Consider the following 20,725-nt stretch of genomic DNA (forward strand, 5'->3'; position numbering starts at 1 on the left):
GCCGCACCGGGGCCGGGGTGCGCGTGTCCAGGCGGCGCATAAGGTGAGTGCAGTCCGCTCACAGGCTCGCCGTATGTTCCGCCCAGCTTGGGCGACCAGGCTGTCAGGGCTTGGAAGGAGCACCATGACCGACACCCCCCGCCACGACGGCACCGACGACGGCACCGACGAGGGCGCGCAGCGCACGCCCGACGGCACGGCCGACGGTTCCCAGGGCGCCACGGGCGACGACCGGGGCGCACACCCCGGCGTCTCGCCCACGACGCCGTACCCGGCCGATCAGGGCGTCACCTACGGTGCACCGCCACTGCCCGGCAGCACCCCGCAGGCCGGGGCGTTCGGGGCGGGCTCCGAGCACCAGGGTCCCGACCAGACGCAGCCGTACCCCGGCTCGTACCAGCAGCCCTCGACGTACCAGCAGCCAGGTGTCCATCCGCAGCCCGGGTCGTACCAGCAGCCGTCGTCCCACCACGATGCCGGCTCGTACCCACAGACCGGCTCGTACCAGAACCCCGCTTCGTACCAACAGCCCGGCTCGTACCAGCAGCCCGGCTCGTACCAGCAGCCGCCCGCCTACCAGCAGCCCGGTTCGTACGACCACGCAGGCACCGATCCCTACCGTCAGTCGACCTCCGACCCGTCGGCGTTCGCGTACGACACCACGGCCTCGTACGGGGCAGCCGGATGGCAGGCGCCGCCGCAGAAGCCCAAGAAGAATCGCCGGGGTGTCGGTTCGGTCGCCGCGGCCCTCCTGGTGGGGGTGCTCGTGGGCGGTGCGGCGGGCGGTGGTGTGGCCGCCGTGCTCTCGCGCGATTCCGGGTCAGGGGTCTCGGCGACGGGGCAGTCCCGCGACCTCACGGTGAACGACTACGACGACGCGACGGTCGTCACCGCGGTGGCGGCGAAGGCGACGAAGTCGGTCGTCACGATCAACGTGACGGCGGGCGAGTCCGGCGGAACCGGTTCGGGAGTCATCCTCAGCGACGACGGCTTCATCGTGACGAACACACACGTGGTCACGCTGGACGGCGCGAGCGCGTCGGGCACCATCACGGTCACCCTCAGCGACGGCAGCATCCTGCCCGCCGAGGTCGTGGGCCTCGACCCGACCGTCGACCTCGCCGTTCTGAAGGTCGACGCGACCGGGCTCACCCCCATCGAGTTCGCCGACTCGTCGGCGTTGAACGTCGGCGACACGGCCGTCGCGATCGGGGCGCCGCTCGGGCTCTCGAACACGGTGACCGACGGAATCGTCTCGACCCTGAACCGCAGCATCACGGTGCAGTCCTCGGCGGCGCCGAGCGACGGCAGTGACCAGGGGCAGCAGAACGACAACAACGGCCAGGGCCCTTTCTCGTTCAACAACGGTGACGGCAGCACGCAGAACCAGGCCAGTTCGGTCATCTCGCTGCCGGTCATCCAGACCGACGCGTCGATCAACCCGGGAAACTCCGGTGGGGCGCTGCTCAACTCGCAGGGCGAGCTGATCGGCCTCAACGTCGCGATCGCGAGCTCGGGTGAGTCCTCCGGCAGCATCGGTGTCGGGTTCTCGGTGCCGTCCAACCTGGTGCAGCGGGTCGCGAAAGAGATCATGGCGAACGGCAAGGCCAGTCACGGCCTGCTCGGGGCCAGCGTCAACGATGCGACGAGCGATGCGTCCGCCACCCGCGTCGGTGCCCTCATCGTGCAGCTCAGCCCCGGTGGTGCGGCCCAGAACGCCGGCCTGCGTCAAGGCGACGTCGTGACCGAGTTCAACGGCGTGCCGATCAGCGACCGGACGGACCTCACCGCTCAGGTCAGATTCCTCGCCGGAGGGGCGACGGCCGAGCTGACCTACGTCCGCGACGGGAAGACCGACAAGGCGAACGTCACCCTCGACACCCTGACCAGCTGAGGGCCGACCTCGGCCGGTGCGGCGGGGGTCGGGTCGCGAAGGCGTCCCGGCCCCCGTTCGCGTGTTGCTAAGCTCGCCACGATCCCTGCGGACGTCCGCAGTCCCGACCCGCGCCTCCCCGGCGCTCACGAGCCCGAGGAACGCGATCCATGCAAGCAGGCGACGCCACCCGGCCCGGGGTCTCGTACGTCATGCCCGTCCTCAATGAAGAGCGTGAGATCCGGGCGGCGGTCGAGAGTCTGCTCGCCCAGGACTACGAAGGCCCGTTCGAGGTGATCCTGGCCCTCGGGCCGAGCGTCGACCGCACGAACGAGGTCGTCGCCGAGATGTCGGCCGTCGATCCCCGGGTCCGCAGCATCCCCAACCCGGTGGGTTCGACCCCCGCCGGGCTCAACGTGGCCATCCGGGCCTCGATCCACCCGATCACGGTGCGTGTCGACGCCCATTCGGTGCTCCCGAGCGACTACACGCGCATCGCCGTCGAGACGCTCGAGCGCAGCGGGGCCGACAACGTGGGCGGCATCATGGCGGCCGTGGGTCGCACCCCGTTCGAGAAGGCCGTGGCGCGGGCCTACGGCAGCCGGGTGGGCCTCGGCGGTACCCCCCATCACGTCGGCGGCGCCGAGGGGCCGACCGACACGGCCTACCTGGGTGTGTTCCTTCGGCACCGACTGGTCGAGGTCGGGCTCTTCGACGAGGACGTCAAGCGTGGCCAGGACTGGGAGCTGAACCGTCGGCTCCGGGCCACGGGCGGGACGGTCTGGTTCACTCCGCGGCTCGTGGTCACCTACCGGCCCCGCCCGAGCCTGCCCAAGCTGGCGCGTCAGTTCGTGGCCACCGGGTTGTGGCGCGGAGAGTTGGCCCGGCGGTTCCCCAAGGCGAACACGCTGAGGTACCTGGTGCCACCGGCCATGGTGCTCGGCGTGGCCCTCGGCCTGGTGGTCGGCCTGGTCGGCGTCGTCGGACTCGTGCTCGGCAGCCCGCTCGGGTGGGCGACGTGGGCCCTCGTCGTGCCCGGCGTGTACGTCGCGTTCGTCCTCGCGGCCGCACTGCTCGCCGCCCGGGGTGACGACCTCCCCACCCGCCTCTGGTTTCTCGTAGTCTTGCCTTCCATCCACTTCGGGTGGGGCGTCGGCTTCGTGCTCGGCTTCCTCGACCTCACGAAGAACATCACCGCCCAGACCGGAAGGTAGCCGCCGATGACCGCGCTGCCCACCAGACCGAGCTCGATCGCCGAGTTGCGACGTGTCGCCCAGCCGCCCGAGGTGCGCAGCCGGGCGAACGCCGAGCATTGGACGGCGTCGCTGTACCTGCGCGACGTCTCGCCCTACCTGACCTGGTGGCTGCTCAAGACGAGCGTCTCGGCGAACGGCGTGACGGGCCTGATGATCCTCGTCGGCTGGTGCACGGCCCTGTCGTTGCTCGTGCCGGGCATCACCGGGGCTCTGTTGGCCCTGGTGCTCGGTCAGCTGCAGATGCTCGTCGACTGCTGCGACGGCGAGGTCGCCCGCTGGCGCGGCACGAGTTCACCGGCCGGGGTCTTCCTCGACAAGGTCGGCCACTACTCGACCGAGGCCCTCATCCCGATCGTGCTCGGCATCCGCGCGGCGGGCTTCCCTTTCGAGACTCCGGCCGACTTCGCGTGGACGACCGCGGGCTTCGCCCTGGCCCTCGTGATCGTCCTGAACAAGGCCCTCAACGACATGGTCCACGTGGCCCGCGCGAACGCGGGCCTCGACCGACTCGAAGACAAACGAGGAGGCGCCACGCAGCCGAGCGGGCGTCTTCTGTCGCGACTCCGCAGCGCCGCGCGGTTCGTGCCGTTCCATCGGCTCTACCACTCGGTCGAGTTGACCATGCTCGTCTTCGCCGCCGCGATCGTGGGTCTCGTCGTCGGCGGGGTCACCGCCGACCGGGTCCTGCTCGTCGCCCTGCTGCCTCTCTCGGTGCTGGCGTTGGTGGGCCACTTCGTGGCGATCATGGCCTCGAAGCGGGTGCGCTCCTGAACGAGGCCGTGCCCCGGATCGGAGTCGTCAGCCTGACCCAGGGGCGGCGTCCCGCCGACCTGCGTCGAGGGTTGGACTCGCTGCTGGCCCAGCGCGACGTCGAACTGGACGTCGTGTGCGTCGTCAACGGTCGCGACGCGGAGGCCGCGGCCGTCGAGGTGCCGACCGCGGTCCGGATTCTCGAACTCCCCGAGAACGTGGGCATCCCCGCCGGCCGCAACCGGGGGGCCGAGACGGTCTCGGGCGAGTGGATCTTCTTCCTCGACGACGACGCCAGCCTGCCCTCCGAGCGATTCCTCGCCGACGCCGTCGCCGTGATGCGCGCCGATCCCGAGATCGGACTCCTCCAGCCGCGCGTGGTGGACCCGGACGGCGCCGTCAACCCACGTCGGTGGACGCCGCGCCTTCGCAAGGGCGACCCCCGTCGGTCGAGCGACGTCTTCTCCGTCTGGGAGGGCGCGACCTTGCTGCCCCGCGACGTCTTCGACGGCTGCGCCGGCTGGGGTGAACCGTACTTCTATGCGCACGAGGGCATCGAGCTGGCCTGGCGTGTCTGGGCCCAGGGCAGACGGACGTGGTACGAGGGCTCGCTCGTGGCGAACCACCCGGCGATCGATCCCGCTCGGCATGCCGAGTACTACCGCCTCAACGCCCGCAATCGGGTCTGGTTGGCCAAGCGCAACCTGCCCTGGCCGCTCGTCCCCGTCTACGTCGCGTCCTGGACGGCGGTGCAACTGCTGCGCTGGGCTCGCACCCCGCAGCGGCTGCGGCCGTGGTTCGCGGGCTGGGTCGAGGGCTGGCGCGAGGCGCCGGGCGGTCGTCGGTCCATCGGTTGGGTAACGGTCCTGCGGATGTCCAGGGCGGGCCGTCCTCCGGTCCTCTAGGCTTTCGGGGGTCCGGCGTCGATCGGGGCGACGGACTCCATCCGAGGAGGGCATGTGCCGCTGACCCGAGACCTGGGGCTCGCCTGGAGCCTCGCCCGCCGGGCCATCCGTTCGCGCAGCAGCCGACGTCGGCTCGAGCGAGACCCGCGGGCCACGGCGACGCCCGCCCCGGGTACGGTGCGTGTCGCCGTCTACTTCGCCGACACGACCGTGAACATGTACCAGATCCGTCAGTGGTACGCCCCCCTCGCCCGCCTGGCCGAGACCTTCCCGGTCGCCGTCGTCGTCCGGTCGCCGGGCACGATGGTCACCATGCTCGACGAGTGCCCCGTCCCTCTCGTCTATGCCCGCAAGGTCGCCGATCTCGAGGATTTCGTCGCCGCCCAGCCCCTCGCTCTGACGTTGTACGTCAACCAGAACGCCAAGAACTTCCAGATGATGCGTTACGGACGCATGTGGCACGTCTTCGTCAACCACGGCGAGAGCGACAAGATGTACATGACCACGAACCAGTTCAAGGCCTACGACTACGCCTTCGTCGCGGGCGACGCCGCGCGCGACCGACTCGCCGCCAAGCTCTGGGACTACGACCTCGACAAGCGAGCCGTGCCCATCGGGCGGCCACAGGCCGACCACTTCTCGGGCGACGTGCCCTACCCCGTCGACGATCGACTGGTGGTGCTGTACGCCCCCACCTGGGAGGGCGACCGTCCCGCGGCCGCTTACGGGTCGATCGCGACGCACGGCCTCGCCCTGGTCAAGGCCTTGGTGGCGTCGGGGCGACATCGGGTCGTCTATCGGGCCCACCCCCGCAGCGGGGTGCTCGACCCCGAGTACCGGCGAGCCCACGAGTCGATCATCCGGACCCTCGCCGACGCCAACACGCGTGACCCTGCCGCGCACCATGTCCACGACCAGGGGCCCGAGCTGGGCTGGCAGCTGTCGTCGGCGGACGTCGCCGTGACCGACATCTCGGCGATGGTCTACGACCGACTCGCGACCGGGCGGCCGATCATCGTGACACGCCCGGTGGCCGCCGAGGCGGACGTCGACGAGTCGGGGTACCTCGGCGACGCCGAATGGTTGACCGCCGAAAGGTCGGACGACATCGTCGCCCTGGTCGAGCGTGTCGTCGACGACCCGGAGGCGCAGAGCCGTCTCGAGCACTGGGTCCGTCGATACTTCGGTGACACGTCGCCCGGTGCTGCCACGCGTCGGTTCGAGACCGCGGTGGCGGATCTCGTCCGACTGCGCGACGACTACGCCGCACGCCGTCCTGCCCTCGACGAACCGCGCTCCGCGGGTGTGACCGGTGACGCCGACAACGAGGACGCCGAGGCAGACCTCTGACCCCCGTCACCCACAGGAAGGCATCAGGTATCGAGGCACGAATGTCTCAGCGCTGAGAACTCTGGATCTTGGTCGCCGAGTCGCGTATCCATGAGGCATGCCTGATCCGACGTCCGCCGCCGCCCACCTCTTCGGAGAACGCATCCGGGACGAGCGGCTGCGGCTCGGACTGAGCCAGGACGAGGTCGCGCACCTCGCGGGCATGAACGTGTCGAACTACGGCAAGATCGAGCGCGGCATCGGCAATCCCGTCCTGCACACGATCGTCCGCCTCGCCGTGGTGCTGGGGGTCGACCCGGCCGTCCTGGTCACAGGACTCGGGGCAGACCACCTGCCGCCCGTCCTCGAGGCCTTCACGGCCGCGGATTACGTCGCCGAGAGACGCGCCCGCCTCAGCAGCTGACGTCCTCGGCCACCGTGGGGGCCGACGACGTCGAGCGGTCAGAAGCTGAAACGCCAGAGGTACTCGTCGCCGCCCGGCCGGAACCAGCGCACGACGGCGATCCCGCTGCGGGTCAACTCGACACCCAGCACGCAGAGGTCGACGGAGCCACCCGGGTCGAGCCGGGTCGTCGCGACGGGAACGAGCAACCCCGACCCCACGAGGGTCACACGGACACCGGTCACGACCTCGGGGGAGTCGTTGACGAGCCGGTACACGCGGGGCGCGCGGGATCGATCGAGGGTGAAGGGGACGGTGTAGGCAAGGGTCGTCGACGTCATGTCGTGAACCCTAGGGTCGACCGCCGTGGGTCGTCGGGCGCCCCTGTGGACGAGGTGATGCTGGGGAGGAACCGTCGGGGCCACGGGGCCCCGGGGCCCCGGGGCCACCGAGCGCCGTCGGTCGCGACGGCGGGGGCCTAGAGGGTCAGGTCGGCGGGGAACTGCGCAGGGGCCGCGCCGAACGCCGTGCGGGCGGTCGTGACGACCTTGCGTCCGAGCAGGTGATTGCCCGTTCCGCCGACGACCGCACCGACCCCGAACGGGATGGCCCGGCCGAGGATGGTGGCACCCTGCGAGGCAGCGAAACGTCGGATGAACTGCTTCCGGATCGTGTCGGTCAAACCGCTCATCGCCGCCTTCGGCAACTTCGAGGTGACGAGCTCGCCCCAGAACGCGGTGCGGGCCGGAGCCGTACCCATCGCCTCGCCGGCGAACTGGCGGACGAGGCTCGCGCCAGGACCCCCGAGCAGCATCGCCATGACCAGAGCCCGGGCACGGTCGGGGTCCGAGACGGCGATTCCGTGGACCTCGGTCACGGATTGCGCGAAGAGAGCACTCGCCTCGAGGAAGCCGGCGGTCTCGACGCCCGAGAGGGCCAACGACACCCCCCAGCCGACGCCGGGAATCACGGCACTGGCCCCCACGGCCGCGCCGCCGGTCGTGACGGCGGCGAGGTACTCGCGCTCGAGGATGGCGATCAGTTTCTGCGGAGTCGCCTTCTTGTGACGGCGGCGCAACGAGGCGACGTGCTTGACCACGACCGGACGCTGGACGGCCAGCAGCTTGTCGAGCCGTCGTACCCAGGCGGCATCGTCGGACCGTTCGGGCGACGACGTCTCGTAGTGGTATTCGGCTGAGCCCGTCGCGTCACGGGCGACCATGTGCCCGTCGGTCGTCGAGGCGTCGGGGTCTGGGTTGTGGGGCTGACTGCGTTCGGGCACTTCTCGACACTACGCCGAGGGGCGGGGAGGATGATCGGAGGCGTAGCGCGCCAGGGCGTCGTCGAGCGGCCCGTCGAAGACCAGGGCCCCCTTGTCGAGATAGAGGCCCCGGCGGCAGAACCGCTTGAGGTCGCGTTCGTTGTGCGAGACCAAAAAGAGCGTGCGGCCGTCGGCCAGCATCTCGCCGATCCGGGCGTAGCACTTCTCACGGAAGGCCTTGTCTCCCACCGCGAGCACCTCGTCGACGAGCACGACGGGCTCCTCGAGCCGCGAGATCACGGCGAAGGCGATGCGGACCTTCATGCCGCTCGAGAGGTGCTTGTAGGGGGTGTCGACGAAGTCACCGATCTCGGCGAAGTCGATGATCTCGTCGAAGCGTTCGTCGATCTCGGTGCGGCGCATGCCGTGCAGACCCGCGGTCAGGTAGACGTTCTCGCGCACGGTGAGGTCGGGCACGAATCCACCGGTGATCTCGATGAGGGGAGCGACGCCGCCCGCCACGTCGACGCTGCCCGTGTCGGGCAGGATCACCCCGGCCACCAGCTTCAGCAACGTCGACTTGCCCTGGCCGTTGCGTCCCACGACGCCGATGGCCTCGCCCGCCTGAACGTCGAAGCTGACGTCGCGGAGAGCCCAGAACTCGCCGGGTCGTGACCGCCGGCTGCTGTCGGCGAAGAGGTCTTTGAAGGACCGGCGCCCGCGACGGTTGCGACGGAAGCGGATGCCGACACCCTCGACACGGATCACGGGGCCCTGACCGGTGGGGGACATCAGATCTCCTTCAGGACGGCACGCTCGCTGGCCCGGAAGACGAGCAGCCCGACCGCCAGCACGACGAGGGACACGGCCCCGCCGACGAGCACTTCGGTCAGGTCGAACTGCTCGGGGAAGAACGCCGAGCGGTACAGGCCGAAGATGCCGCTGAGCGGGTTGAACGCGGCCAGCAGGTGAAGGCTCTCGGGAAGGTCGTGGGTGCCGTAGATGATGGGCGAGGCGTAGAAGGTGAAACGCAGGGCGAGCTTCGTGGCGCGTTCGAGGTCACGGAAGAACACGACGAGTGGAGCGACGATCAGCCCCACCCCGGCGACGAGGACCGTCTGCAGGACCATCGCCAGGGGGAAGAACACGACCTGCCAATGGAGGTGGGCACCGCCCACGATGGCGAACAGCGCCAGGACGGGCAGGCTGAGGGCGAATTCGATCCCCTTCGAGCCCACCAGCCGGAACACCCAGATGGTGCGGGGGATCTTGGTCGATCGAACGAGCTTCGCTTCGCGGATGAAGGCTCGGGTGCTGTCGGAGACCGCGCCGTTGAACCACATCCACGGCAGGAGCCCCGAGAGGAGGAAGACGATGTACGGTTCGTCGCCGACCGAGCGCTTGAACACGACCGAGAAGACGAAGAAGTAGATGCCCGACATGACGAGCGGGTCGAGGATCGACCAGACGTAGCCGAGTTTCGACGTCGAATACCGCACCTTGAGGTCTCGACTGGTCAACAGCCACAGGGTCTGGCGGTATTGCGCGAAGCCGCTGCGACGGGGCCGGTCGGCCAGGTCAGTGCTCACGGATGTCCTTCTCGCTCAGGACATCGACCACAGGTGCGCGTCCGTTGGGAGACGGCCGGGTTCAGACGAACAGGTTCGCGCGCTCGAGGTCTTCGGCGAAGTCGACCTCGACGGCGTAGAGGTCGGAGATGTCCACGGGCTCAAAGCGTAGCCCGTCCTGGCCGATGGCCAGTTCGATGCCTCGCTCGAAGTAGTCCTGGTTGTCGACCTTCGACAGCTGGTGCATCAGCGTGGCCTTGTCTGCCTTCGAGACGAAGTTGATGCCCACGGCCTCGCCGAGACCGCCCTTGACCTGCTTGCTCAGCTCGGCGATGTAGCCCTCGGCGTCGGTCGTGTACTTGACCTCTTCGTCGGACACCTTCGAGGTGTTGACGGTAACGAACGACTGGTCGTCCCGGACGAGCCGAGCCGCACGCGTGAGGGCAGTGGGGTCGAAGACGACGTCGCCGTTCATCCACAGGACACCACCGGAGGAGCTGGCCCGGAGGGCACGGAGCAGGCTCTTCGAGGTGTTGGTCTGGTCGTACATCTCGTTGTAGACGAACGAGGCCGACGGGAACGCCTCGACGATGTGCTCGAACTTGTAGCCGACGACGACGGTCACCCGGGCCTCGGGGCCGAAGGCGTCACGGATGTTGTCGAACTGCTGCTGCATGATGGTGCGGCCGTCGTTGAGCTCGGTCAGTGCCTTGGGCAGCGAACGGCCGAGTCGGCTGCCGAGCCCGGCGGCCAGGATGACGACCTGCTGACGGTGGTTCGTGTCGCTCTTGCTCACGCTGGTCTCCTCACAAGGGGCGAGCCCGTGCGGGACGGGCTCTGCGGTGGCCCCGGCGGTGCGGACCGGACCCGTCTCTGGGTGCGATTCGCCTGGTGTTCTTGCGGCGTTCACCGCGGAGCATCGATCTGGACACGTCGTCGTGTGGTTGCAGACTACCCGATGCGGCCCGGGGCGACCAGGGACGATGCCGGAAGCGTATCCGTTTCGTGATATGCGCCTCCGGCCGTCCGGTGGGTGTCGCGGCCTTGGTACGGTGGGGCGATGGCTGGACGGCGCGAGGACGAAGAGGGTGACATCGCCCCCGACTCGACGCCGGGTGACGACACGGTCGGAGCGGTGGGCGCATCCGACCAGGGGGAGAACGCAGTGGACGACGACGCGACGACCACGGGGGACGTGGTCGACGACGCGACCGCGACGACGGCCGACGAGCCTCGGACGGCTGCGGCAGGGGCATCGGGTGGCGCGCCGTCGACGAGCCGCGGTCCCGCAGCGGCCCGCAAGCCTGCGACGCCTCGGAAGCCCGCGTCGCCCCGCAAGCCCTCGCAGCGGACGGCGGCCGATCGGTCGGCAGCCGCCAAGAAGGCGGCGGCGACGCGTGCGGCCAACGCACGCGCCCGGGCCGAGGCCGCGGCGAAGGCCGCAGAAGAAGAACTCGTCGTCGAGCTGGCCGATGCCGGAGTCACGACCGACGGCACCGTGGTCGTACCCGTCTCTGCTGACGATTACTTCGGCGACGCCCTGGCCGCCGAGGACGAGTCGGCGGCGGCCCTCGACGAGGCCCTGGCCGGCGACGCGCCGGTGACCCCTCCGGGCGAGCAGGTCAGCGCGGTCGTCGACGAGACGCCCGTCGAAGCCTCGGCGTCCGACGAGGCCGTCGACCCGGGCGAGGCGCGTCCTGGCCGTGAGATCGACACCGAGGCCCCTGTGGTGCTCGCGATCTCGGGACTCATGAAACGCTACGGCGGCACGGTGGCCGTCGAGAACGTCGACCTCGAGGTCCGGGCCGGGTCGTTCTACGGCATCGTCGGTCCGAACGGTGCCGGCAAGACGACCACGCTGTCGATCGTGACCGGTCTGCTGCGGCCCGACGCGGGGACGGTGACCGTCCTCGGCGCCGACGTCTGGCGCGACCCGGCCGCGGCGAAACGGTCGCTGGGCGTCCTCCCCGACCGTTTGCGTCTCTTCGACCGGCTGACCGGTGCGCAGCTCCTGTATTACTCGGCGACCCTGCGCGGGCTCGACGGGGTCACGGCCCGGAAGCGATCCTCGGACCTCGCCACGGCCTTCGGCTTGCAGGACGCGCTCGGCCGTCTCGTCAGTGACTACTCCGTGGGCATGACGAAGAAGATCGCCCTGGCCGCCGCGATCATCCATTCCCCGCGCGTCCTGGTGCTGGACGAGCCGTTCGAGTCGGTCGACCCCGTGTCTGCCGCGACGGTGACCGACGTCCTCCAGCGCTACGTGGCCGGGGGTGGAACGGTTCTGCTCTCGAGCCACAGCATGGACCTGGTCGAGCGCATCTGCGACAGCGTCGCGGTCATCGTCGACGGTCACGTCCTCGCCAGCGGCACGGTCGACGAGGTCCGAGCCGGGCGCTCTCTCGAGCAGCGGTTCGTCGAGCTCGCCGGCGGGCGCGCGGTCACGGAGGGCATGGAATGGTTGCAGAACTTCTCCGACTGAGACTGCAGACGATCGGCAACACCGTCCGCTTCGGGCCCCGTCGCCTGACCGTCGCCGTGGCCTCCGTGCTCGCCGTCCTGATCGTCACGATCGCGGTCGCGAGCCTCGTCAGCGGCTTGCGCGACGCGCCCCTCGACGACGTCCGGGCCCTCGCGGTCGGCGGGGGAGCCCTGCTGCTCGTGGGCTTCGCCGTCGTCCCCTTCGCGACCGTCCGCCCCGCCTGGAGCGACCCGCGCCGCCTGGCGGTCCTCGGGGTGCCCGAGGGGCGCGCGGCGGTCGGCCTGGCACTCGGAGCAGTGATCGGTCTGCCCACCCTCGCGCTGCTCGTTCTGTCCACCGGCTACGTCCGGGCGTGGGGCGAGGGCACGGGCGTGGCGGCCGTGGCCGTCGTGGCCGCCGTCGTCGCCGGGGCGACCGCCCTGTTGCTCGCCCTCGTGGCCTCGACGCTCAACAGCGTCGTCCTGACGTCCCGGCGCGGGCGAGAGCTGGCACTCGTCGGTGGCGTGCTCGTCGTCCTGCTGGCCGTTCCCGTGATCGTCGACCTGGTCCGCCTCTCGTTGCCCGGCCGATCGGGCACCGGGGTCATCGCCGACACCCTCGCCTGGACGCCATTCGGCGCGGCTCTCGCGCTGCCGGGTCACGTCGCGGCCGGCCAGACCGGGCGGGTCGTGGCCGACGTCCTCATCGCCGCGGTCACGCTCGCCCTGCTCTGGCTCGCCTGGCGGGCCCTGGTCGCCCGCGCGTTCGTCGACCGGCCCGAGCCCGAAGAGGTCGGCGACCGCGACGGGCTCGGCTGGTTCGAGTACGTCCGCGCCTCGCCGACGGGTGCCGTCGCGGGCCGCAGCCTCACCTACTGGATGCGCGACGCCCGCTACCGCATGTCGCTCGTCATCATCCCCTTCCTGCCCCTCCTCGTCGTGCCGCTCGGCATCGCCGGCGTCAGCTGGAACTGGCTGGCACTCGTTCCCGTGCCGATCATGTGCCTCATCCTCGGGTTCCTGCCGCACAACGACGTGGCCTACGACAGCACCGCGCTCTGGATGCACGTGGCGTCCGACACGCGGGGTCTGGCCGACCGTGTGGGGCGACTCGCGCCTCCTCTGCTGATCGGTGTCCCGCTCGTGGTCCTCGGCTCGGTCGTGGCGACCTGGCTGTTCGGCGACTGGCAGGCTCTGCCGTCCGAGTTGGGGGTGAGCGCCGGCTTCCTGCTCAGCGGCCTGGGCCTCTCGAGCCTGGTCTCGGTCCTCATGCCCTACGCGACGGTCCGTCCGCACGACGACCCGTTCCAGCAGCCGCAGTCGAACGGGGCCACGGCCGCGTGGGCGCAGACCGTCATGATCGGTGGTGCCGTTCTGGCGACCGCGCCCGCGCTGTGGTTCGCCGGTCGTGGGCTCATCACGGGGTACCCGACGGGTGGCACGTGGGCGCTGGCCCTCGGCGTCGGCGTCGGCCTCGTCGTGCTGGTCGCCGGTGTGGTCCTCGGGGCCCGGGTCTTCTCCCGACGCGCCCCCGAGCTCCTGGCCTTCGCCCTCCGCAGCTGAGCCGGGGTCGACGTACGATGTCTGCATGACTGACACGCAGACGGGCGGCGGCCTCGACGTCATGGACCGCGAGCTCGAGAAGCTCCTGAACGACGAAGCGATCGACCCGGGCGACCACGAACGCTTCTCGCACTACGTCAAGAAGGACAAGATCATGGAGTCCGCTCTGAGCGGCAAGCCCGTCAAGGCGCTCTGTGGCAAGAAATGGACCCCTGGTCGCGACCCCGAGAAGTTCCCGGTGTGCCCGACCTGCAAAGAGATCTACGAGAAGATGACGCGCGAGTGACCTCGGGCCGGGGTCAGGCGTAGACGGTCGGCACGACCGGTTCGCCGCGGCCGAGGCGCAAGGCCTGGTCGGGCAACTCCGCCACGGCTACGGCACGGTGGAGGCGCGCGCGGGCCACGCCTTCGGCTCCCGTGTGGCGGGTGTCGATCTCGCCCGCCGTGACGAGCGGCACGTGCAACGGGCGCTCTCCCTCGGCGACTTCCGACGATCCGACGCGGATCAGCTCACGGGTGGCGACCCCGTCGACGATCACGCGCACCGGTGACTTGCGTCCCCCGACGGTGGCTTTGTCGGCCGACTTCTTCGCCACCGAGACCCAGGCCCCGTCGTCGCCACGGCGTGCCACCAGTTTGAAGACCATGCCGGCGGCCGGGTGACCCGAACCCGAGACGACGGAGGTGCCGACGCCGAAGGAATCGACCGGGGCCGCGCGCAACGCGGCGATCGTGTACTCGTCGAGGTCGTTCGTCACGGTGATCTTCGCGGCCGAGGCGCCCAGGTCGTCCAGCTGGGCACGGACCTGCCCCACCAGCGACGGCAGGTCGCCGCTGTCGATCCGCACCGCCCCGAGCCCCGGGCCCGCCACCCGGACGGCGGTGGCCACGGCCTCGGGGATGTCGTAGGTGTCCACGAGCAGGGTCGTTGCCGGGCCGAGGGTGTCCACCTGGGCTCGGAAGGCGTCTTCTTCGGTGTCGTGCAGCAACGTGAACGCGTGGGCCGCGGTGCCCATCGTCGGCACCCCCCACGACCGGCCGGCCTCGAGGTTGCTCGTGGCCCCGAAACCCGCGATGTAGGCGGCGCGGGCCGCGGCCACGGCGCTGCGTTCCCCCGTGCGTCGCGAGCCCATCTCGGCAAGGGGGCGACCGTCGGCGGCCGACACCATGCGCGCTGCCGCGCTGGCGACGGCCGAATCGTAGTTGAAGACGCTCAGGGCGAGGGTCTCGAGCAACACGGCTTCGGCGAACGTCGACTCGATGACGAGCAACGGCGATCCGGGCAGGTAGACCTCGCCCTCGGCGTAGCCCCAGATGTCGCCCGAGAACCGGTAGTCGGCCAGCCAGTCGGCCGTCGTCCCGTCGACCACGCCCGCCTCGCGCAGCCAGCGCAGCTCGTCGTCGCCGAAGCGGAAGTCCGCCAACAACTCGAGGAAGCGGCCGGTACCCGCGACGATGCCGTAACGCCTTCCCTCGGGGAGGCGCCGAGCGAACACCTCGAACACGCTGTCGCGGTGGGCCGTGCCCGCCTTGAGGGCGGCCTCCACCATGGTGAGCTCGTACCGGTCGGTCAACAGTGCGCTGGTCACCCCTGCAGCCTAGGCTCGCGCGGTCGTCCCGGGGGCGGCGGCTCGCGACGGGTAGGCTTCGTGGTCGTGACGGACGCACCCATCGGAGTCTTCGACAGCGGCGTCGGCGGCCTGACCGTGTCGCGGGCCATCATCGACCAGTTGCCCCACGAGTCCATCCGGTACGTGGGCGACACGGCCCACTCGCCGTACGGGCCCAGACCCATCGCGCAGGTGCGCGAGTACGCCCTCGCCGTCATGGACGACCTCGTGGCCCAGGGTGTCAAACTGCTGGTCATCGCCTGCAACACGGCGTCGTCCGCGGTGCTGCGCGACGCCCGTGAGCGGTACACGATCGGCGCGGGCATCCCTGTCGTCGAGGTGATCCAGCCGGCCGTGCGCGCAGCCGTGCAGCAGACCCGTAACGGCCGCATCGGCGTGATCGGCACCGAAGGCACGATCAACTCGCGCGCCTACGAGGACGCCTTCGCAGCGGCCGCGGGCCTCGAGCTGTTCACCCAGGCGTGCCCCCGCTTCGTCGAGTTCGTCGAGGCGGGCGACACCTCCAGCCCCGAGCTGCGGGCCGTCGCCGAGGGATACCTCGCCCCCCTGCGCGCCGCAGGCATCGACACGCTCGTCCTCGGCTGCACCCACTACCCGCTCATGTCGGCCGCCGTGCAGTACGTGGTCGGCCCCGACGTCCGGCTCGTGTCCAGCGCCGAAGAGACGGCGGCCGACGTCTACCGCACCCTCGTTCAGCACGGGCTCGAGCGCACCGACCGCGGCGAGCCGCACCACGAGTTCGAAGCCACGGGGCCCGACGGCACGGCGTTCCTGCGTCTCGCCCGGCGGTTCCTGGGGCCAGAGGTCTCGCGCGTCGGCCACCTCGAGACGGGAGCGATCGAGCTACCCACCGGCCTCCGCCCCGTCGAACGGACCTGACCCGCGCCTCTGCGCTCCCGAGGGGTCGACGACCCCGCCCGCCCCCGTCCACCACCGCCGAGAGAAGGCACCATGACCGACATCACGAGCACGACCGTCCGCGCCGACGGGCGCAGCACCACCGACCTGCGACCCGTCACCATCGAGACCGGCTGGAGCGCCCACGCCGAGGGCAGCGCACTCATCACGTTCGGTGGGACGAAGGTGCTCTGCACGGCGTCCTTCACGAACGGTGTGCCCCGCTGGCTGACCGGCAAGGGCAAGGGGTGGGTGACCGCCGAGTACGCGATGCTGCCCCGGGCCACCAACTCACGCAACGACCGCGAGAGCGTCAAGGGGAAGATCGGCGGTCGGACGCACGAGATCTCGCGCCTGATCGGCCGCAGCCTGCGGGCCGTGGTCGACACGAAGGCGCTCGGCGAGAACACCATCGTGCTCGACTGCGACGTCCTGCAGGCCGATGGCGGCACCCGCACCGCCGCGATCACCGGCGCCTACGTCGCTCTGGCCCAGGCGATCGAGTGGGGCCGCGAGAAGAAGTTCGTCGGGCAGAAGGCCACGCCCCTCACCGACAGCGTCTCGGCCGTCTCGGTCGGCATCATCGACGGCGAGCCCATGCTCGACCTCGCGTACGTCGAGGACGTCCGCGCCGAGACCGACATGAACGTCGTCGTGACGGGCAGCGGGTCGTTCGTCGAGGTGCAGGGCACGGCCGAGGGGGCGCCGTTCGACCGTCGCGAGCTCGACTCGCTGCTCGACCTCGCCGTCGCCGGGGCCGTCGACCTGAGCCGCTTCCAGCGCGAGGCCCTCGACCGATGACCCGTGTCGTCATCGCCACCCACAACCAGGGCAAGGTGGCCGAGCTGCGGCTGTTGCTGGCCGAGACGGTCTCCGGCGTCGAGCTGGTCGCCTACGACGGCCCCGAGCCGGTCGAGGACGGTGACACCTTCGCGGCCAACGCCCTGATCAAGGCCCGGGCGGCGGCACGCCACACCGGGCTGCCCGCGCTCGCCGACGACAGCGGCATCTCGGCTGCGGCCCTCGGCGGGGCACCCGGCATCCACTCGGCCCGCTACGCCGGAACACGCGACGCCGACGACAACATCGACAAGCTGCTGGCCGAGCTCGACGGTGCCGATGACCGTTCGGCCTGGTTCTCGTGCGCGGCCGCGCTCGTCGTGCCACCGCCCACCGGGGCCGAGGGGCCCGACGGCCCGCCCGAGGTGAGCGAATGGGCCGAGCACGTCGAGTACGGCGAATGGCACGGAGAGGTGCTGGAGGCGCGGGTCGGCTCGAACGGCCATGGTTACGACCCCGTGTTCCGGCCCGAGGGAGAGAGCCGCAGCGCGGCCGAACTCACCGCGGACGAGAAGAACGCGGTGAGCCACCGCTCCCGCGCGTTCCGGGCGATCGCACCCCTGGTCGCCGCGCTCGCCGACTGACCCGGGCGCGCCTCCTCGGGGGCGTCGCCCCATTCGTCGCCGGTGGTCAGGCGTCGTGGGGAGCCGACGACAGGTCGGGCGCCTCGACCTCGCCGGACTGCTCGGCCTTCTTCGCCTGGTGCACTCCGTGGAAGTAGTGGATCGCGATGGGGATCACCGTCGCGAGCACGGCCCCGAGCAGGATCAGGTCGATGTACGAGCTGACGAAGTTCGCGACGGGCGGGATGTGCCCGATGCCGAAGCCGGCCAGCGTGATGCCCATGCCCCAGACGACGGCGCCGATCGCGTTGAAGAGCGAATAGCGGCGGTAGCTCATGTGGCCCACCCCGGCCATGATCGGGGCGAAGGTCCGGATGACCGGGACGAACCGGGCGATGATGACGGCCATGGGGCCGAAGCGCTCGAAGAAGGCGTTCGTGCGGTTGACGTTGGCCACGCTGAACAGGCCGCTCTCTTTCCGCTCGAAGATGCGCGGGCCGACCTTGTGGCCGATGAGGTAGCCGAGCTCGCCACCGGCGAACGCGGCGATGCTGATGAAGATCGCGATCAGCCAGATCGGCAGACCGAGCGCACCGGGGTTCGTCGCGGCGAGGATGCCCGTGATGATCAGCAACGTGTCGCCCGGGAACAGGAAGCCGACGAGAAGGCCCGTCTCGGCGAAGACGAGCAGGCAGACGCCCAGCACGGCCCACGGGCCGAAGGCCGTCAGCAGGTACTCGGGGTTCAGCCAGGGGATGGAGACGAGGGGCAGCATCGGGTGTTCTCCGGTCGGTTCGCCGGCGTGCCGGATGCGCCCAGATTACCGGTGCGGGAGAGGGGAAGGGCGCATCGGGCTCGCGGCGAGTGCGGGAGAAGGGACTTGAACCCTCACGCTCGAAAGCACAGGAACCTAAATCCTGCGTGTCTGCCAATTCCACCACTCCCGCGGCAGCACCGAGTGTACCGAGTGCGGCCCCGTACCGGAACGGCGGACGGGGAGGCGCTAGCGCCGGGAGCGCGGCACGTGCGGTGAGTACCGGGGCACGTAGCGCACGAGGATCGCCGCACCCACGAGCCCGAGGACGCCCATCACCCCGCTGGCGAGCGAGATCGACACGAGCGCGGTCACCCCGGAGATGAGGAGCGGCGCCGCGGCGCTGCCGGCATCGCCCGTGAAGCGCCACGCGCCCAGGAAAGGTGCCGGGTCGCCCTTGTCGGCCAGGTCGGCGCCGAGCGTCATGAGGATGCCGCTGCCGATGCCGTTGGCCAGCGACATGAGGACGGCGACCGCGACGAACCACCCGATGTTCGCGTCGAGGTCGTGCGTGACCGACAGAGCGAGGTACGAGAGCCCGAGTCCGACCATGCAGGGGACGGCGCTCCACAGCCGTCCGAAACGGTCCATGATCTGGCCGCTCGTGTAGAACAGCGCGAAGTCCACGGCCCCGGCGATACCGATGATGATCGCGGTCTCGGACGCCCCGAGGCCGATGCTGACGGCCCAGAGCGGCAGCATCACCTGACGACCGGAGCGCATCGCGCCGATCAGGGCCGCGCCGCTGCCGAGCTTCAGCAGGACGCCGCGATGACGCCAGAGGGTGCCGAAGAGCCCGTGGGCCTCTTTCGCCACCAGCTCGGCACCGTCCTCCGTGCTGCGGCCCGGCCGGACCCCGAAGGCCGCCGACGGGTCGCGCAGGACGAGCAACGCGATCGCCGCACCGAGGCAGCCGACGATGTGCACGACGAACGCCGACTGGACCGAGCCGGTCAGCTCGATGACGCCGGCCGACAGGAACGGGCCGACGAAGTAGCCGAGTCGGAAGACGCCGCCGAGGCTCGACAGCGCCCGAGCGCGAATCTCGACGGGCACGAAGCTCGTCATGAATGCGTGCCGCGCGAGGGCGAACACCGCGGTCGCGAGACCGATGACGAGCACGCCGACGGCGAGGACGATCTCGTTCGGAGCCAGCAGACAGGTGACGAGACCACCGATGCTGACGAGCGAGGCCCCGATCATCGAGGTGCGCTCGCCGATGCGGCTGACCAGCCAGCCGCTGGGGATGTCGCCGATCAGCTCGCCCACCAGGATGAGCGCGGCGACGAACCCCGCGAAGGGGAGCGAGGCACCGAGTTCGCTCGCCACGACGGGGATGATCGGGATGATGGCACCCTCGCCGATGGCGAAGAGCGCCGCGGGCAGGAACGCCGCGAGGGCCACCGACCGCATGCTGAAGGCGGGGGAGGAAGAAGACATGTCGCTCGCCACCCTAGGCCCGCTGCGTACACTTGTCGGATGAAGGTCTTGGCAGCGATGAGTGGTGGAGTCGATTCGGCGGTCGCCGCGGCGAGGGCGGTCGAGGCCGGCCACGACGTGGTGGGAGTGCACCTGGCGCTGAGCCGGATGCCGGGCACGCTCCGTACCGGCAGCCGAGGTTGTTGCACCATCGAGGACTCCATGGACGCGCAGCGCGCGGCCAACAAGATCGGCATCCCGTACTACGTGTGGGACTTCTCCGAGCGATTCAAGCTCGACGTCGTCGACGACTTCGTCGCCGAGTACACGGCAGGCCGTACGCCCAACCCCTGCATGCGCTGCAACGAGCGCATCAAGTTCGCCGCCCTGCTCGAGAAGGCGCTCGCGCTCGGCTTCGACGCGGTCTGCACGGGGCACTACGCGACCATCGTCACCGACGACGAGGGCAACCGTGAGCTGCACCGCGCCTCCGCGTGGGCGAAGGACCAGTCGTACGTGTTGGGCGTGCTCACCGCCGAGCAGCTCGCGCACTCGATGTTCCCGCTCGGAGCGACGCCGTCCAAGGCCGAGGTCCGGGCCGAAGCGGCCGAGCGCGGGTTCAGCGTGGCGTCCAAGCCCGACAGCCACGACATCTGCTTCATCCCCGACGGCGACACCCGGGGGTGGCTCGCCGAGCGGGTCGGCGCCGAGACGGGCGAGATCCTCGACCGCAGCGGTGCCGTGGTCGGGTCGCACGAGGGCGCCCACGCCTTCACGGTCGGCCAACGCAAGGGTCTGAACATCGGGTTCCCCTCCGACGACGGCAAGCCGCGCTTCGTGCTCGAGGTGCGACCGGTCGACAACACCGTGGTCGTCGGGCCGAAAGAAGCACTCGACATCGCGGAGATCGCCGGTGGTTCGTACACGTGGGCCGGGCTCGCCCCGGTCGACCCGACGGTCGCGTTCGACTGCGACGTGCAGATCCGTGCCCACGCCGACCCGGTGCCCGCCGTCGCGCGGGTGTCGGTGGTCGAGGGTAAGAAGGAACTCGTGATCACACCTCGCGAACCCCTCAACGGCGTCGCCCCCGGGCAGACCGCCGTCGTCTACGTCGGCACCCGCGTCCTCGGGCAGTGCACGATCGACCGCACGGTCAGCGCCGTGCCGGTCCCCGCCGTCGCGACAGCCTGACG

The 20,725-nt window shown here is 70.4% G+C and carries 21 protein-coding genes and 1 tRNA gene; 13 read left to right on the plus strand and 9 right to left on the minus strand.

From position 1 onward, the window contains the following. Positions 1-124: 124 nt before the first annotated feature. The 6 genes from HRF36_RS15535 to HRF36_RS11305 all read left to right on the plus strand — a co-directional run bounded on the left by HRF36_RS15535 (position 125) and on the right by HRF36_RS11305 (position 6,537). A complete protein-coding gene (locus tag HRF36_RS15535; protein WP_217271119.1) occupies positions 125-1,894 on the plus strand; it encodes a S1C family serine protease in 1,770 nt (589 codons plus the stop codon). Positions 1,895-2,043: 149 nt separating this feature from the next. Next, a complete protein-coding gene (locus HRF36_RS11285; RefSeq protein WP_173209798.1) occupies positions 2,044-3,087 on the plus strand; it encodes a glycosyltransferase family 2 protein in 1,044 nt (347 codons plus the stop codon). A 6-nt stretch (positions 3,088-3,093) separates the two neighbouring features. Then, complete coding sequence (locus tag HRF36_RS11290; RefSeq protein ID WP_173209800.1) at positions 3,094-3,900, plus strand: CDP-alcohol phosphatidyltransferase family protein; 807 nt, start codon at positions 3,094-3,096, stop codon at positions 3,898-3,900. An 8-nt stretch (positions 3,901-3,908) separates the two neighbouring features. After that, positions 3,909-4,784, plus strand: coding sequence for a glycosyltransferase family 2 protein (locus HRF36_RS11295; protein WP_371740123.1), 876 nt, complete (start codon positions 3,909-3,911; stop codon positions 4,782-4,784). 54 nt (positions 4,785-4,838) lie between these two features. After that, positions 4,839-6,134, plus strand: coding sequence for a CDP-glycerol glycerophosphotransferase family protein (locus tag HRF36_RS11300; protein WP_173209802.1), 1,296 nt, complete (start codon positions 4,839-4,841; stop codon positions 6,132-6,134). 97 nt (positions 6,135-6,231) lie between these two features. Beyond that, positions 6,232-6,537, plus strand: a complete 306-nt coding sequence (locus tag HRF36_RS11305) for a helix-turn-helix domain-containing protein (RefSeq protein WP_173209804.1) — start codon at positions 6,232-6,234, stop codon at positions 6,535-6,537. 38 nt (positions 6,538-6,575) lie between these two features. Here the strand turns inward: HRF36_RS11305 and HRF36_RS11310 are convergent, their stop codons facing one another. From HRF36_RS11310 to HRF36_RS11330, 5 genes are all read right to left on the minus strand, one after another. Further along, positions 6,576-6,857 (minus strand): hypothetical protein, encoded by a 282-nt coding sequence (locus HRF36_RS11310; RefSeq protein ID WP_173209806.1) that lies wholly within the window; start codon positions 6,855-6,857, stop codon positions 6,576-6,578. 137 nt (positions 6,858-6,994) lie between these two features. Next, complete coding sequence (locus tag HRF36_RS11315) at positions 6,995-7,798, minus strand: hypothetical protein (protein ID WP_371740124.1); 804 nt, start codon at positions 7,796-7,798, stop codon at positions 6,995-6,997. A gap of 9 nt (positions 7,799-7,807) precedes the next feature. Further along, positions 7,808-8,569 (minus strand): ABC transporter ATP-binding protein, encoded by a 762-nt coding sequence (locus tag HRF36_RS11320; protein ID WP_173209807.1) that lies wholly within the window; start codon positions 8,567-8,569, stop codon positions 7,808-7,810. Next, positions 8,569-9,366, minus strand: a complete 798-nt coding sequence (locus tag HRF36_RS11325; RefSeq protein WP_173209809.1) for an ABC transporter permease — start codon at positions 9,364-9,366, stop codon at positions 8,569-8,571. The genes HRF36_RS11320 and HRF36_RS11325 overlap by 1 nt, the downstream gene beginning before the upstream one ends. A gap of 61 nt (positions 9,367-9,427) precedes the next feature. Then, a complete protein-coding gene (locus HRF36_RS11330) occupies positions 9,428-10,141 on the minus strand; it encodes a phosphocholine cytidylyltransferase family protein (RefSeq protein ID WP_173209811.1) in 714 nt (237 codons plus the stop codon). A gap of 264 nt (positions 10,142-10,405) precedes the next feature. Here HRF36_RS11330 and HRF36_RS15885 point away from each other — a divergent pair, with 264 nt between their 5' ends. From HRF36_RS15885 to HRF36_RS11345, 3 genes are read left to right on the plus strand one after another with little or no spacing between them, the layout of a single operon-like run. Further along, positions 10,406-11,827 (plus strand): ABC transporter ATP-binding protein, encoded by a 1,422-nt coding sequence (locus tag HRF36_RS15885; RefSeq protein WP_254281178.1) that lies wholly within the window; start codon positions 10,406-10,408, stop codon positions 11,825-11,827. Next, positions 11,803-13,368 (plus strand): ABC transporter permease, encoded by a 1,566-nt coding sequence (locus tag HRF36_RS11340; protein WP_173209813.1) that lies wholly within the window; start codon positions 11,803-11,805, stop codon positions 13,366-13,368. The genes HRF36_RS15885 and HRF36_RS11340 overlap by 25 nt, the downstream gene beginning before the upstream one ends. A gap of 25 nt (positions 13,369-13,393) precedes the next feature. Continuing rightward, positions 13,394-13,654, plus strand: coding sequence for a DUF3039 domain-containing protein (locus HRF36_RS11345; protein ID WP_123519293.1), 261 nt, complete (start codon positions 13,394-13,396; stop codon positions 13,652-13,654). A gap of 13 nt (positions 13,655-13,667) precedes the next feature. Here the strand turns inward: HRF36_RS11345 and HRF36_RS11350 are convergent, their stop codons facing one another. Beyond that, positions 13,668-14,918 (minus strand): nicotinate phosphoribosyltransferase, encoded by a 1,251-nt coding sequence (locus tag HRF36_RS11350; RefSeq protein WP_217271252.1) that lies wholly within the window; start codon positions 14,916-14,918, stop codon positions 13,668-13,670. A gap of 105 nt (positions 14,919-15,023) precedes the next feature. On the opposite strand from HRF36_RS11350, the gene murI reads away from it, so the two are divergent. The 3 genes from murI to HRF36_RS11365 all read left to right on the plus strand — a co-directional run bounded on the left by murI (position 15,024) and on the right by HRF36_RS11365 (position 17,320). Further along, the gene (gene murI / locus HRF36_RS11355) at positions 15,024-15,878 is read left to right on the plus strand and encodes a glutamate racemase (RefSeq protein WP_173209817.1); all 855 of its coding nucleotides are present in this window, start codon (positions 15,024-15,026) and stop codon (positions 15,876-15,878) included. A gap of 72 nt (positions 15,879-15,950) precedes the next feature. Next, positions 15,951-16,697, plus strand: coding sequence for a ribonuclease PH (gene rph / locus HRF36_RS11360; protein WP_173209819.1), 747 nt, complete (start codon positions 15,951-15,953; stop codon positions 16,695-16,697). After that, positions 16,694-17,320 (plus strand): non-canonical purine NTP pyrophosphatase, encoded by a 627-nt coding sequence (locus HRF36_RS11365; RefSeq protein ID WP_173209821.1) that lies wholly within the window; start codon positions 16,694-16,696, stop codon positions 17,318-17,320. The genes rph and HRF36_RS11365 overlap by 4 nt, the downstream gene beginning before the upstream one ends. 46 nt (positions 17,321-17,366) lie before the next feature. Here HRF36_RS11365 and HRF36_RS11370 read toward each other — a convergent pair whose 3' ends face one another. The 3 genes from HRF36_RS11370 to HRF36_RS11380 form a co-directional block, all read right to left on the minus strand. Then, entirely contained in the window at positions 17,367-18,074 is a 708-nt protein-coding gene (locus HRF36_RS11370; protein WP_173209823.1) for a DedA family protein, read from the minus strand. Positions 18,075-18,164: 90 nt separating this feature from the next. Further along, positions 18,165-18,246, minus strand: a tRNA-Leu gene (locus HRF36_RS11375). A 56-nt stretch (positions 18,247-18,302) separates the two neighbouring features. Further along, positions 18,303-19,553, minus strand: coding sequence for an MFS transporter (locus tag HRF36_RS11380; RefSeq protein WP_173209825.1), 1,251 nt, complete (start codon positions 19,551-19,553; stop codon positions 18,303-18,305). Positions 19,554-19,592: 39 nt separating this feature from the next. Between HRF36_RS11380 and mnmA the strand changes: the two genes are divergently transcribed. Next, entirely contained in the window at positions 19,593-20,723 is a 1,131-nt protein-coding gene (mnmA, locus tag HRF36_RS11385; protein WP_173209827.1) for a tRNA 2-thiouridine(34) synthase MnmA, read from the plus strand. Positions 20,724-20,725 lie beyond the last annotated feature (2 nt).

The organism is Frigoribacterium sp. VKM Ac-2836 (assembly GCF_013248995.1).
Lineage (GTDB): Bacteria > Actinomycetota > Actinomycetes > Actinomycetales > Microbacteriaceae > Frigoribacterium.